This window comes from Proteiniphilum saccharofermentans (assembly GCF_900095135.1).
Lineage (GTDB): Bacteria > Bacteroidota > Bacteroidia > Bacteroidales > Dysgonomonadaceae > Proteiniphilum > Proteiniphilum saccharofermentans.
This window is the reverse complement of sequence record NZ_LT605205.1, coordinates 1318483-1332894: the sequence shown is the minus strand read 5'-3', so window position 1 is coordinate 1332894 and position 14412 is coordinate 1318483. Positions and strand designations below refer to the sequence as shown.

Sequence of the window (14412 nt, the reverse complement as noted above, 5' to 3'; positions counted from 1 at the left end):
AAAATAGAGGATCGTGCAGCCAAGAGTCGTTCAATTACATCAGATTTTTTCAGCATAAAGACTAAAAGCGTATTTTTAGGTAATTTACCTTAATTTAACTCAAATAATCTGCCTACCCCATCCTCATGTTATACTTTTGTCCAGATAGAAAATTTCAGCATTTATGATTTATAACAAAGTACAAGAGGAAATTGCAAACAAAATTGAAGATAAACCGCAGCTATCTAACTGGAAAGATTGGAAATGGCAACTAAAACACTCGATTAAAACCTTGGATCAGTTCGAATATATTACCGGCATCTGCTTCGAAAAAAAAGAGAGGGAACAACTCCAAAAGACCTTTGATAAGTTTCCGCTATCCATCACTCCCTATTACCTTTCTCTTATCCATAAAGACAATTACCGGAATGACCCTGTCTTCAAACAAGCTTTTGGCGGATCGGAAGAATTGAATACACTGTCATCGGAATATGCAGACCCCCTTTCGGAAGATAAGGACAGTCCCGTGGAAGGAATTACACACCGATATCCCGACCGGGTTTTGTTTCAGGTAAGCAACGTTTGCTCTATGTATTGCCGTCATTGCACCCGTAAACGTAAAGTGGGAGATATAGACTTTATCCCGTCACGAAAACAATTGACTACCGGTATCGAATATATTCGCAACACTCCCCAGGTGAGGGATGTACTGCTTTCGGGCGGAGATCCTTTTATGCTTTCCGATTCGATGATCGACTGGCTGTTATCTGAAATAAGCCGGATTCCGCATGTAGAGGTGATCCGCATCGGCACCCGGATGCCGGTGGTATTACCCTACCGGATAACCGATAATTTAATTTCGGTACTGAAAAAATATCATCCTTTATGGATAAATACGCACTTTAATCATCCTAACGAGATAACCAGTTCATCGAAAGAGGCACTGGCCAAGCTGGCCGACGGAGGGTTTCCGTTAGGGAACCAATCGGTACTGCTGGCTGATGTAAACGATTGCCCCAGGATCATAAAATCGCTTGTTCACAAATTAGTGCAGAACAGGGTACGACCCTACTATCTTTACCAGTGCGACCTCTCGGAAGGATTATCTCATTTCAGGACGCCTGTCGGTAAAGGCATTGAGATCATGGAGAGCCTCGTGGGCCATACAAGCGGGTTCGCACGCCCGGTGTATGTGATCGATGCACCCGGTGGTGGCGGAAAAATTCCGGTGATGCCTAACTATATCATCTCATGGTCTACCAATAAAGTGGTATTGAGAAACTATGAAGGTGTGATAACCACCTACAAAGAGCCGGACAGTTATGCACTTAAAGACTGTGACCGCAACTGCGAGAGCTGTAATCTGGATTTGAACCTACAGGAAAATGAAGATCAGGACGTAGCCATCGGCATAGAAAAATTACTTTCAAATACCAATGATACCATATCCCTGATACCCGAAGATAATGAAAGAATTCAACGACGCAATGACAATGCCTGACCGGATAGAGAAAACAGCGAACGGCTCTATCCTCCAACACGGAAAACTCAACAACCGGATCTATCTGATGAAATTGGCGGTGCAGGATACGGAGAGCATCATTCCCCGGATGAATCAATTAGCTGACATGCAAAACTATTCGAAGATCTTTTGCAAAATCCCGTCAAGCGCATATCCCCTGTTTTTAGCCGAAGGGTATAGAATGGAAGGCTACATTCCGGCTTTTTATAACGGGAAAGAAGATGCTTTCTTCGTTTCCAAATTCCCCAATGACCAGGGTCGGGCGTCTGTCCCGGTGCCCCGGTTACAGCAACTTCACCGGCTTTTATCCGACATGGCAACGGGGAATCAGCAAGCAATCGATAAAGCTTCCTATACGATACGCAAGCTGGGCCAACGGGACATCCCGGCCATGACACGTATCTACTCCGATATATTCAAGAGCTATCCCTTTCCCATTTATGATCCGGAGTATATCTCGGAGATGATGGATGAGCATGTACAGTATTTCGGCGCCTTTAAGGATGGAAAACTGGCTGCCCTGTCTTCTTCGGAGATCGATAGGGAGGCTCAAAATGCTGAAATGACCGATTTCGCAACACACACATCCCACATGGGAAACAAACTGTCAATGTTACTTCTCCGACACATGGAGCATGAGATGCGGCAACAGGGTATATGCACACTATACACCATTGCCCGCCTTCAGTCCGTCCCCATGAACAAAACATTCATTCGTACGGGGTTCACTTATTCAGGCACCCTGCTCAACAACACCAATATCGACGGAAAAACAGAGAGTATGAATCTCTATTATAAGCGGTTGGGAAAAATATAAAGGATTGGAATTATATTTTTGCCAATTAAACCTCCAAAAAATCGGCAAAAAATATAAGATATAGTCAAAAATAATTGATACTTTTGTAAACTTGTCAGGTATTTCGTTGTTGTACCGGTGATAGGGATTTCGTTAAGCTAAATGAGTATAGTCCAAACGAGTTTTCCTCTGCCATAGTGCAATAACTAATTTTAATTGAGCAACTTTACCAACGATAAGGTGAGTGTACATGAGTAGAACAACTGCCATATTATTGCTACCCATCATGATGATCTTTGCGATACAACCTGTTATCGCATTGCATTATTGTGCGGGAGAGTTGCAATCACTCAACCTGTTTGCCCGGCACGCCGCCACAGATATTAACCCTGTACATGCGGCAGACCACGGGAATAACCATTCCTGCTGCAATTCGCACAGGACCGGGAATTCGGGCACGAATGAAGATCCGAGGAGGATTGGAACTGCCCGTCACGGTCATGAGTTACACTTTGCCGGAGACAAATGCTGCAACACAGAGATACTTGAGCTAACTACCGATGACTACCAGAATAAGGTAGAACAGCCGGCCTCCCGCCTCTTACCTCTCTCTTTTGACACTGTAGGAGCCATTTTGACCCGGTTGTATAAATTATCGGATCCCATAACCGACATCCGTACCCCTCATCCTGACTTTCCTCCGGAAGGTCTTTTCCTGAAAGATGTAAGCTTGCTCACTTACATCTGTATTTACCGTATTTGATTTATCGGTCGCGTTTACAGGCACAACCTTATAAGGTTTCTATGGCCTTTCTTTAATTAAAGGGTCATTACTCATATGGTTGCGCAGGTAATCTATTGTTTTCTCTTTTTAATACATATCTAATCTCTTAACTTTTTTATGATGAACAAGATCATCAAATATTTCCTGCATAACAGGTTAATAACCATATTACTGCTGATCCTTATTATCGTGTGGGGGATTGCTACGGCGCCATTCAACTGGTACAGCCTGCTTCCCCGCGATCCGGTGCCGGTGGATGCGATCCCGGATATCGGAGAAAATCAGCAGATTGTCGCTACAGAATGGATGGGACGCTCGCCCATAGACATACAGGAACAGGTCACCTACCCCCTTACCACCTCTTTACTGGGTATTCCGGGAGTGAAAACGATCCGTAGTTCTTCCATGTTCGGTATGTCATTTATCTATATCATTTTTGAGGATGATGTAGAGTTTTACTGGAGCCGGTCGCGTATCCTCGAGAAACTGAATTCGCTCCCTTCCGGCACCTTGCCCGAAGGAGTACAACCGAGCCTTGGACCCGATGCCACCGCCCTGGGACAGATCTTCTGGTATACCCTCGAAGGGCGTGACCCTGCAACCGGAAAACCTGCGGGAGGATGGGATCCCGATGAACTGCGATCGATCCAGGATTTCCAGGTGAAATACAGTCTCTCTTCTGCCGAGGGGGTGGCTGAGGTCGCTTCCGTGGGAGGATACGTAAAAGAGTATCAGGTCGAAATCGATCCCAACGCCATGCGTGCCTATAACATATCCATCATGGATGTGATGAACGCAGTACAAAAAAGCAATCTTGATATCGGTGCGGAAACGGTCGAGATCAATAAGGCGGAATATCTGGTACGCGGGCTGGGTTACATCAAAAGCGTATCCGATCTCGAAGAGGCGGTAATTACCGTACGTAATGGAGTACCGGTAATGATTAAAGATGTGGCTTTCGTCAATATTGGACCTGCTACCCGCCGGGGCGGACTCGACAAGGAAGGAATAGAGGCCGTGGGCGGTGTTGTGGTAGCGCGTTACGGTTCTAATCCGTTAAAAGTAATTGATAACGTAAAGGAAAAGATTGCCGAGATAGAAGCCGGACTGCCGCAAAAAACACTGGCCGACGGAACGGTTTCCAAAGTCTCGGTTGTACCGTTCTACGACAGGACAGGATTGATCCATGAGACTATCGGCACGCTCGAGACATCTCTCACTCACGAGATACTAATCACCATAATTGTCGTGATCGTTATTATCCTTAATCTCCGTGCATCAGTAGTCATATCCAGCATATTGCCCGTGGGAGTGTTACTCACCTTTATCCTTATGCGAAACATGGGGATAGACGCCAATATTGTAGCACTCTCGGGGATTGCCATCGCCATAGGGGTGATGATCGATATCGGCGTGGTTTTTGTTGAGAATATCATCCGGCATATGGAAATGGAGGAAAACAAGGATAAACGAAAAGGGAAAGCGTTTATCGAATTAATCCATAAAAGCGTAAGTGAAGTCTCGGGAGCCATACTCACCGCCTCGCTCACGACGGTAGTGAGCTTTCTTCCCGTTTTCTTCCTCGAAGCGCAGGAGGGTAAACTGTTCAGTCCCCTCGCCTACACAAAAACTATTGCTATGCTATCGGCTGTTTTGCTGGGAATAGCTATTTTACCTACATTGACCTACTATTTCTTTTCATTCAGGATCACCTCTGAACTGGTTCGCAAGGTAGGAAATATACTGCTGATCGCCGGAGGTATCGCATTGCTTATCTTCACCGGAGTGGGTGCCTATGCCGCCCTGCCGCTATTCGGTCTGAATAACCTTTTTGCCGGTCGGTGGGAAAATAAAAGAATACCTACTTTTATCGGTATTGGCATTGCTATCCTTACCGTAGTCTACCTGCTTGCGGTAGAATGGCTCCCTTTAGGTACCTACGCAGGTATACCCCGTAATTTGGTCTTCGTAATCCTGATCATAGGTGTTATTCTGGGACTGTTATGGTTGCTGGTAATTTACTACGAAAAGATCCTGCGATGGAGTCTCGCCAACCGATGGAAATTCATGGTTATACCGATTGCCACCGTACTGTTCGGCATTATCATCTGGATGGGATTCGACAAAACTTTCGGTATTGTTGCTAAAGGTTTTGAAACTGTAGGCTGGAAATCATTCCGCCAGACGGGATTCTGGCAGGCGGCAAGCGATAAATTCCCGGGGATCGGTAAAGAATTTATGCCCAGCCTCAATGAAGGCTCTTTCCTGCTGATGCCTACCAGCATGCCCCATACGGGTATTGAACAGAACCTGCAATATATCGAGATGCTCGACAAACGGATCTCCAATATCCCCGAAGTGGAAATGACCGTAGGGAAATGGGGACGGGTGAATTCGGCCCTCGATCCGGCACCGGCACAGATGTTTGAAAATACGATCAACTATCGCTCCGAATATATCCTGGATGAGAACGGGCGCCGGCAACGATTTAAGGTGAACCGCAAAGGAGAATTCCTGCTGACAGACGGTTCCACCTATAATCCGGAAGAAGATGAGTTCAGGCTGATACCGGCCGACAGCCTGGTGCATTCGAGATACGGAAAACATTTCAGGCAGTGGCGCTCCCATATTAAAAGCCCGGATGATATCTGGCAGGAGATCGTAAATGTATCCCATCTGCCAGGACTCACTTCGGCGCCAAAGCTACAACCTATTGAAGCACGTCTGGTGATGCTTTCCACCGGGATGCGGGCGCCCATGGGATTAAAAGTATCGGGACCGGATCTGGAGTCTATCGAACAGGGAGGCAGGATCCTTGAAGCAGCCCTGAAAGAGATACCCTCTATCCTGCCCTCGACCGTTTTCTACGACCGTGCTGTGGGCGCACCTTATATAGAAATCAAACTGAATCGCCACAATATGGCGCGATTCGGTATTACGGTAGCCGATTTACAGGAAACCATCAGCGCTGCCGTGGGCGGAATGGCTTTGACCACTACTGTGGAAGGGCGTGAACGTTATCCGGTACGGCTCCGTTATCCCCGCGAACTGAGAGAACATCCCGAAGAGTTATCGAAACTGATTATCCCTACTGCCACCGGTGCACAGATACCGCTTGGCGATGTGGCCGATATCGGGTATGCCAGAGGAGCACAGATGATACAGAGTGAGAATACCTTCTTAGTGGGATATGTCATCTTTGATAAAGTGGGTGCCAAAGCCGAGGTAGATGTGGTAATGGAAGCCGATAAGCTATTGAAAGAGAAGATCCGCAACGGAGAAATCAGCCTGCCCAACGGCGTATCCTATACTTTCGCAGGAAATTATGAACAGCAGGCACGTGCTTCCAGACGATTGCTGATCATTATACCTATCAGCCTCATTACCATCCTCCTGATCCTCTATTTCCAGTTCAAGACGGTAACGGCATCGCTGATCCATTTCTCAGGGGTGTTCGTCGCCCTGGCGGGAGGATTCATCTTACTGTGGTTGTACGGCGAACCCTGGTTTATGAACTTCTCTGTGGCCGGCACAAATATCCGGGATATGTTCCAGATGCATCCTATCAACCTGAGTATTGCCGTATGGGTCGGATTTATCGCGCTTTTCGGTATTGCCACTGATGATGGCGTACTGATGGGGACATATATTCACGATACTTTTCTGGAAAGGGATCCGCAGACCAAAGAAGAGATCAGGGAAGCAGTTGTCTATGCCGGACTGAAAAGAGTCCGCCCGGCAGTGATGACCACTGCCTCCACCCTGATAGCTTTCCTGCCGGTACTTACCTCTACGGGCAAGGGTGCCGATATCATGGTGCCGATGGCCATTCCTACATTCGGCGGTATGCTGATCCAGTCGATGACCATGTTCGTGGTGCCTATCCTGCAATGCTGGTGGCGGGAAAGCGCTATCAAAAAACAACATAAGAATAGTATAAAACAAAGAGATTATGAAACGATATAAAAACCTATATTGCATTCTCCTGTTGATTGCAGACCTTACGGCCATTTCTGCGGCTGCACAGACAACCAGTCCGTTTACTGCCGCTCCTGATACCGGGCTCATAGCCGATTCTCTTATCGTCGCCCCTATCCCCCGGCAGGCATCCGATTCTCTCGCCCATTACCTGGAAACGGCTGCACGTAATAATCCGGGTGTGAAAGCCTATTTTCTGGCATATAAGGCATCGCTGGAGAAGATGCCGCAGGCAGGCGCTTATCCCGATCCTGAACTGGAAATCGGTTTCTTCCTGCAACCCATGGAAATACTGGACGGACGGCAGATCGCCGATTTCACATTGATGCAGATGTTCCCCTGGTTCGGAACACGCAAGGCGGCACGCACCGAAGCCGAACACATGGCCAACATGGCTTTTGAGCAATTCCGGGAAACCCGCGACAATCTTTATCTGCAGGTATATACCCAGTGGTTCCTCCTTTGCAGTTTGCAACAGCAGTTGAACAACAGCCGCGAAAACAGGGATTATCTGAAGCAATTGGAGACACTGGCCTTGCGCAAGTTTTCCGCTTCTTCGGCAGGAAACGCAGGTTCCGGGGGACGTACGCAAACAGCACCGGTTACGAGTCCCGCATCGACTGGTACAAGTAGTATGGGGACATCAGGAAATATGGGCAGTATGGGTTCGCCTATGGGGGGAAGCGCTACCCAGTCTTCAACCTCGGGCAGTTCCATGTCTTCCATGGGATCCGGGGCAGGTATGCAAAGTATGAGCGCTTCCACCGGTATGTCGGATGTGTTGCGTATTCAATTGGAAATTGCTGAACTGGAGAACAGTATCGAAAGCATTTTGTCTCAAATCGACGCTGAAACAGCTGCCTTCAACGCGTTATTGAACAGGCCGTCCGGCAATAAAGTACATCTTCCCGACTCGATCACTCCGATACCTTTTTCATTAGACGTAGCGCTAACGGCAGAGCAGATCAGTCTGAACAATCCGATGCTGGCTATGATCGATGAAGAAGGGGCAGCCTACAGAGCCAAAGCAGAGATGGATAAAAAGATGAGTTATCCGATGTTAGGTATAGGCCTCCAGTATTCAGTAATCGGTAAACGTATGGATATGGGGCACGCTGGCCTGCCCGTGACAGAGATGAACGGGATGGATATGATTATGCCGATGGTCTCCATCAGCCTGCCTCTTTATCGTAGTAAATACAAGGCACAACAAAGGGAGAGCAGTATCCGGTGGCAGGCAAGCCGTCAGCAATATGCCGACACCCAGAATGCCCTGCAGACTGAACTCTACCGCACCAGGCACTCACTGGATGACGCCTCAAGAAAGATCACCCTGTATGAAAAGCAATCTCAACTCGCCCAAACAACATATCACTTGCTGGTACAGGAGTTTGTCTCGGGAAAAAGCGACCTGACCGATGTCATACAAGTACAACGTCAGTTGCTCGATTACCGTTTAAAAAAAGCCGAAGCTGTCGCCGAATACAATACGATGGTGGCTTCGATACAAAAACTCGTCTCATTTAATGCTTCGCACGATAATGTGCTGCGCATGATAAAATGATAGATGCTTCGCGCGATAAGTTTTCAATTTTCAACTTTCAATTTTCAATTAAAAAAACATGGACTCCAAAATAAAAAAAGCAGTGAACAATAAATATGTCACGTACGGATTAATTCTGCTGGCAGGATTATTCCTGGGTTGGTTGATCTTTTCCGGCGGTCCGTCGTCAGGTGAGCAAACGACAGCGGCGGAACACGACCACGATCATGACCATGGTGAAGAGGTATGGACTTGTTCCATGCACCCGCAGATACGGATGGATAAGCCGGGAAAATGCCCTCTTTGTGCAATGGATCTGATTCCATTGAAAACAACCGGTTCGGGTGATGCCGCCATCGATCCCGACGCTATTCAATTAAGCGCAGAAGCGGTTGCGCTGGCTAATATCCAAACGACGGTCGTCAGCCGGCAGAATCCGGTAAAGAATGTCCGTCTTTACGGGACTATCCAGGTGGATGAACGGCTTTCGCAATCACAAACATCACACGTAAGCGGTCGCATCGAGAAACTCATGGTCAGCTTTACCGGAGAAAGCGTACGGCAGGGACAGACCATTGCAACTATCTACTCTCCCGAGCTGCTAAGCGCGCAACAGGAATTATTGGAAGCGGTAAAGATGAAAGATATCCAGCCGGCATTGCTACAGGCGGTAAGAGAGAAACTATCGCTCTGGAAATTATCGGACGAACAGATAGCCGCAATTGAACAATCGGGGGAAGTATCACCGTTGACAGACATAACGGCAAATACCGGTGGTATTGTCGTTTCCAAGAATGTTAACCAGGGAGATTATATCAGTACCGGAACCGTTCTGTTCGATATTGCCGATCTCTCCCGGGTATGGGCGGTATTCGACGCCTATGAGTCGGATCTCCCCTTTCTGAAGGTAGGTGATAAGTTGGATTACACTCTTCAATCACTTCCCGGAAAAACATTCTCAGGGAGGATATCTTTTATCAATCCGATTCTCGATCCGACGACGCGTACTGCCAAAGTCAGGGTTGAGACAACCAATACGCGTGCAGAACTGATGCCGGGGATGTATGCCAACGCTCTTGTGAATGCTCCACTGAAGCAGTACAACAACCAAATTGTCATCCCAAAATCAGCCGTTCTATGGACAGGCAAACGTTCCATTGTCTATGTGAAACAACCTGATACCGAAACACCGGCATACCTGCTTCGGGAAGTAGAACTCGGCCCTTCGCTCGGAGATGCCTATCTGGTTCTTTCGGGGATAGAGGATGGTGATGAGATCGTGACGAACGGTGCCTTTACCATTGATGCGAGCGCTCAACTTGCCGGAAAGCGTAGTATGATGAATGATGAAGCCGGCCGCGCCGTTACCGGACACGAAAGTCACTCCATGCCGGGAAGCGGCAGTCATACGCACGATCATGCTTCCGCCGGACATGAGCATGCAATGATGACGGTACAGGGACTGTGTGAAATGTGTAAAGAGCGTATCGAAAAAGCCGCCATGAGTGTGAAAGGTGTATCTTCCGCCTCATGGGATGGAACTGCAAAGCAATTGCACCTGAATTATGATCCCGCACAGACCGATCTCGACAAGATCTCTCAGGCTGTCGCCAAAGCGGGTCACGATACAGACAAGCACAAGGCAGATCAGAAGGTCTATGATGCGCTGCCCGGATGCTGCAAGTACAGGGAGTAAACGGGCAGTAACGAACAAAAACATCCTTTTTCCGTTAAACAAAAGGAAATTCAGATTTAAATAAACAATTAGAAAGAAGTTATTATGAAGAAGTATGCATTATCAGTAATGATTGCCGCGGCCCTATTGTTCGCCGCATGTAATTCGAGTGGTTCCAAAAGTGGTGCCGAAACATCACAAACAGAAATGGAAGCATCTGCCGGAACAGAACAACACGATGAGCATGCCGTACTTGGTGTGCAGGGACTTTGTGATATGTGTAAAAAGAATATCGAAACTGCGGCAAAAAGCGTCGAAGGTGTATCGACGGCCGAATGGGATGCGGAGAAAAAAGAACTCCATTTTCATTTCAATCCGCAACAGACTGATATCGATGCTATCAGTAAAGCAATTGCCGGAGTGGGATATGATACCGACAGGGACAAAGCCGACCAGGCTACCTATGATGCATTACCCGCCTGCTGCAAATACAGAGGTTAATTTTTCGGATTCCATTCATAATATCGGAGGCTGTCTCAGAATAATTCCTGAGACGGCCTTTTTTATGTCTCAATCTTTGAGGTGAGATTGTTCATCTTTTCCCATAGTCCCAAAACTCTATCGTACTTCTGCCGCGTATCCAATTATTGATTATTGAAAAAGGGTTCCTGGTATCTCTGTAACGAGCTGTTTATATGGTTTCCGCCAACTGCACTCGCTTGACTCGTGAGTTCGCCGCTTTTCTCTTTCTCCATGTTTTGCTTTGCATCAGCGATTTCATTTGTATGATTGCTGTTTTATTCGGAAAAATTCAAGTGAACTTGATTTTTTTCCCGGCTTTCACTATATTTAGAGAATATAGGAGGCGCCTCGGAAAAGCTCAAACAAGTTTGGCTTTTCTCTCGGCTTTCACTATATTTGCAGGAATTTGAAATCATGAATAACAATTCGATTATATCATTTCGTGAAATCACATTATCGTTCCACAAGGATAAAATCGCAATTGCACATAAGTCCATTTAAGTTCCAAGCATATAAAAACTAAAAGCAAATGAAACGATTTTTTCTATTACCGGTACTTCTTACTCTCGGTCTGGTTTTATACGGAAAACCGGTACTGCCTGAAATCCTGAGCGACGGGATGGTGCTGCAACAAAATAGCAGGGTGAATATATGGGGAAAAGCTGAACGGGGCAAAACAGTGGAAGTCAAGCCTTGTTGGAGCAAAACCGCAGTACGTGTCACAGCCGACAATACAGGTAACTGGATCGCCGTGATCGAGACACCCGAAGCAAGTTTCACCCCTCGTACTATCACGATTTCCGATGGTGAAGAGGTGGTGCTTAAGGATATCCTGATCGGTGAAGTATGGCTGGCATCGGGGCAAAGCAATATGGAGATGCCCCTTCAAGGGTTCAATAACAATCCTATTCTGGATGCCAATGAAACCATTGCCCTCTCCGGTCAATACCCGGCCATCCGGTTTGTCACAATCCCCAAGACACCGTCATTTGAACCTCTCGAAAGCGTGAAGGGACGCTGGCAGGTATGTAATCCGGCTAACTCACCGGGTTTCAGTGCTACGGCATTTTTCTTTGCCGAGACACTTCACAAATCGATGAATGTACCCGTAGGGATTATCGTTTCTTCATGGGGTGGTACAAGAGTAGAGGGGTGGACTAACAGGGAAATCCTCAAAACCTATCCCGATGTGGATTTGAACGAAGAAGCAGTCAACAAACTACATCCAATGGCCCGTCCGCTATTGATGTACAACGGCATGATACACCCGATTACTAATTACGTGATAAAAGGTTTTATCTGGTATCAGGGCGAATCGAATGTCGGCGCCCATCAGGTTTATCCCGAGCGTCTTCACAATATGGTGACTCTCTGGCGCACGCAATGGAATAATCCCGAACTTCCTTTCTACTATGTGGAAATCGCCCCCTTTGAATATGGGAATGCCAATGATACCGGTGCTGCCTATCTCCGTGAAGCACAGTTTAAGGCACAGAAACTAATCCCTCACAGCGGAATGATCTCCACCAACGATCTGGTGGAACCTTATGAACTGCGTAATATCCACCCACGCAATAAGACTGATGTAGGAAAGCGGCTCGCATTTATGGCGCTCAACAAAACCTATGGATATGAGCGGGTAGCTGCCCACGGACCCGAGTACAATTCAATGGAAATCCATGACGGAAAAGTAATTGTCTCTTTCGATCATGCAAATGAAGGCTTCAACCGGACAGACGGTATAGAAGGGTTCGAAATTGCTGCGGCAGACGGTCAATTCCTTCCCGCACAAGCAATAGTACGCGATGGCAAAGTGGAAGTATACCGCGAAGGGGTTGACCAACCCGTAGCTGTCCGTTATTGCTTCAAAAACTTCCAGACAGGGAACCTTGCCGGAACGCGCGAATTACCGGTAGTTCCGTTCAGGACAGATTCATTTGAGAAATAACAGGTCAATCAGGATATCCGACCGATTGCGTCAATAAAACCTGTTGATTGGAATTCAACTTGAGCAGTTCGCTTAATTTGTCCTTATCAAACGAGCCGCGGACAACGGCCCCTAACCCCTCGGATGCGCAATACAAATAAACGTTTTGCGCTACAAATCCACAGTTGGTATAGGCATATTCCCTGCTTGATGCTTTTTCCATATCGGAAACAAAGATCAGATTGAGTGCTGCCCGGGCGACAAAATCCTGAGTGCCTGCCTGGGCACGCTGATCGCCTTTTTTCACCTCTTTCAGGAGATGGTTACGGGCATCATAAAAATAGACTCCATTCTTTGTTGTTACGTACAACTCCAGTTCCTGACGGTTATTTGCTGTCGGTGCCGTTCGTTTGTCGTCACGGTTGAATCCGTTGGCGGCCCATAACAGATCAGACAGTTGCTGAGAGGTCAACTCCTTATCCTGATAAGACCGGGTAGATTTTCTCTCGTTCAACGCCTGCATCAGGGGTTTTCCTCCTGTCTTGTTGGGTGCAGGCAAATTGATATCCTGGGCTGATATCGAACAGCACATGATAAAAATTAATGATAAAATACTAAATCGGGTCATAATGTACATCTTTTTTAATTCAAAATCTTGTTATTCGACTTATATAATACAATATTGTGACTATGACATCCTGTGACTAACCATCGTACGGTTCCTTTGTTATAAAAATGTGGGCACCAGTCGTGTCACCCAAAACTCACACCATAAAGTGTTGTCACTTCTCCATATTGGTAATTATACACATAAAGCGCCTGCTCCGAGAATGCCGATATTATGCAGATCGGAAGTCAGGATCTGAATTTTATCTACCGATTTTGGATAAGGAAAATCTTTGAGATTCTCATACATTGAGTCTTTAAAGAGGTCAAATGATTTAGATATGGAACCTCCGAAAATAATGGCCTGTGGGTCAAGGATCAAGAGTATCACCTTCACCAGCATAGAGATATGTTTTCCGTATTGGCTATATATTGCGATTGAGTCTCTGTCGCCTTCGCGTGCTTTTAATGCAATTTCGTATCCTGAACGGCCTGCCGTCCGGGTAAAAAAACGACTTCCGCAATATTCTTCAAGGATCGAATCAAGGTAGGGTATTTCTCCAAACTCTCCGGAACCGCAGTTGGAGTCAAATAACAGATGATTATCCTGAATGATGCCACCTCCTACACCTGTCCCTAACGTAATACCCACAAAATTTTGAAAATCCTTGCCTTTACCATAGATTTTCTCTCCATAAGCAAAACAGTTGGCATCATTGTCAATATGAACAGGTAATTCAAATTCTGCCTCAAGCAGTGATTTCAGATGTACTTCATCCCAATTTTTTATATTCTGTACATTGTAAACGATTCCCTTCTCTCTGTCCACCACGCTCGGAACACCTATTCCAATCGCCCTGGTATCGGTAGTCTTTAGCTGCCGGATGAGTTCTTTCAGTATATTCAACGTTTTATCGCCCCCCTCCTGGGCGCAAGTGTCCACGGTAATCTGTTCAATTATAATATCACCTTCAATCCGGCCTCCTACAATGGAAGTACCTCCAATATCAATACCAAGAATGCTTTCCATATATTTGCTTTATTTTAATTTTATATACAAATATAGCGAAAGCCGAGAGA

The 14412-nt window shown here is 46.6% G+C and carries 10 protein-coding genes; 8 read left to right on the top strand and 2 right to left on the bottom strand.

Annotated features, from left to right (window positions below; all coding sequences use genetic code 11):
* Positions 1-163: 163 nt before the first annotated feature.
* The 8 genes from kamA (at position 164) to PSM36_RS05150 (ending at position 12747) form a co-directional block, all read left to right on the top strand.
* Entirely contained in the window at positions 164-1480 is a 1317-nt protein-coding gene (gene kamA / locus PSM36_RS05190) for a lysine 2,3-aminomutase (protein ID WP_076929438.1), read from the top strand.
* Positions 1446-2318, top strand: coding sequence for a putative beta-lysine N-acetyltransferase (ablB, locus tag PSM36_RS05185; RefSeq protein WP_076929436.1), 873 nt, complete (start codon positions 1446-1448; stop codon positions 2316-2318). The genes kamA and ablB overlap by 35 nt, the downstream gene beginning before the upstream one ends.
* Positions 2319-2547: 229 nt before the next feature.
* Positions 2548-3060: a hypothetical protein gene (locus PSM36_RS05180; RefSeq protein WP_154670964.1), complete on the top strand. Its 513-nt coding sequence runs from the start codon at positions 2548-2550 to the stop codon at positions 3058-3060.
* A 138-nt stretch (positions 3061-3198) separates the two neighbouring features.
* Positions 3199-7047: an efflux RND transporter permease subunit gene (locus PSM36_RS05175; protein ID WP_076929431.1), complete on the top strand. Its 3849-nt coding sequence runs from the start codon at positions 3199-3201 to the stop codon at positions 7045-7047.
* Complete coding sequence (locus PSM36_RS05170) at positions 7034-8623, top strand: TolC family protein (protein ID WP_232001520.1); 1590 nt, start codon at positions 7034-7036, stop codon at positions 8621-8623. The genes PSM36_RS05175 and PSM36_RS05170 overlap by 14 nt, the downstream gene beginning before the upstream one ends.
* 58 nt (positions 8624-8681) lie before the next feature.
* On the top strand, positions 8682-10298 hold the full coding sequence (locus PSM36_RS05165) for an efflux RND transporter periplasmic adaptor subunit (protein WP_076929429.1): 1617 nt from the start codon (positions 8682-8684) through the stop codon (positions 10296-10298).
* An 84-nt stretch (positions 10299-10382) separates the two neighbouring features.
* On the top strand, positions 10383-10778 hold the full coding sequence (locus tag PSM36_RS05160) for a heavy-metal-associated domain-containing protein (protein ID WP_076929426.1): 396 nt from the start codon (positions 10383-10385) through the stop codon (positions 10776-10778).
* A 550-nt stretch (positions 10779-11328) separates the two neighbouring features.
* Positions 11329-12747 (top strand): sialate O-acetylesterase, encoded by a 1419-nt coding sequence (locus tag PSM36_RS05150; RefSeq protein WP_076929421.1) that lies wholly within the window; start codon positions 11329-11331, stop codon positions 12745-12747.
* 4 nt (positions 12748-12751) lie between these two features.
* On the opposite strand, the gene PSM36_RS05145 is transcribed toward PSM36_RS05150, so the two are convergent.
* Together PSM36_RS05145 and PSM36_RS05140 are read right to left on the bottom strand one after the other, a co-directional pair.
* A complete protein-coding gene (locus tag PSM36_RS05145) occupies positions 12752-13354 on the bottom strand; it encodes a SagB/ThcOx family dehydrogenase (RefSeq protein ID WP_076932061.1) in 603 nt (200 codons plus the stop codon).
* Between the two features lie 174 nt (positions 13355-13528).
* Positions 13529-14362, bottom strand: a complete 834-nt coding sequence (locus PSM36_RS05140) for an ROK family protein (protein WP_083710934.1) — start codon at positions 14360-14362, stop codon at positions 13529-13531.
* Between the last annotated feature and the right edge of the window lie 50 nt (positions 14363-14412).

Bases quoted from the DNA above. Each gene is read 5' to 3' on its own strand.
- kamA (WP_076929438.1), top strand. From the start codon at position 164: ATGATTTATAACAAAGTACAAGAGGAAATTGCAAACAAAATTGAAGAT.
- ablB (WP_076929436.1), top strand. From the start codon at position 1,446: ATGAAAGAATTCAACGACGCAATGACAATGCCTGACCGGATAGAGAAA.
- PSM36_RS05180 (WP_154670964.1), top strand. From the start codon at position 2,548: ATGAGTAGAACAACTGCCATATTATTGCTACCCATCATGATGATCTTT.
- PSM36_RS05175 (WP_076929431.1), top strand. From the start codon at position 3,199: ATGATGAACAAGATCATCAAATATTTCCTGCATAACAGGTTAATAACC.
- PSM36_RS05170 (WP_232001520.1), top strand. From the start codon at position 7,034: ATGAAACGATATAAAAACCTATATTGCATTCTCCTGTTGATTGCAGAC.
- PSM36_RS05165 (WP_076929429.1), top strand. From the start codon at position 8,682: ATGGACTCCAAAATAAAAAAAGCAGTGAACAATAAATATGTCACGTAC.
- PSM36_RS05160 (WP_076929426.1), top strand. From the start codon at position 10,383: ATGAAGAAGTATGCATTATCAGTAATGATTGCCGCGGCCCTATTGTTC.
- PSM36_RS05150 (WP_076929421.1), top strand. From the start codon at position 11,329: ATGAAACGATTTTTTCTATTACCGGTACTTCTTACTCTCGGTCTGGTT.
- PSM36_RS05145 (WP_076932061.1), bottom strand. From the start codon at position 13,354: ATGACCCGATTTAGTATTTTATCATTAATTTTTATCATGTGCTGTTCG.
- PSM36_RS05140 (WP_083710934.1), bottom strand. From the start codon at position 14,362: ATGGAAAGCATTCTTGGTATTGATATTGGAGGTACTTCCATTGTAGGA.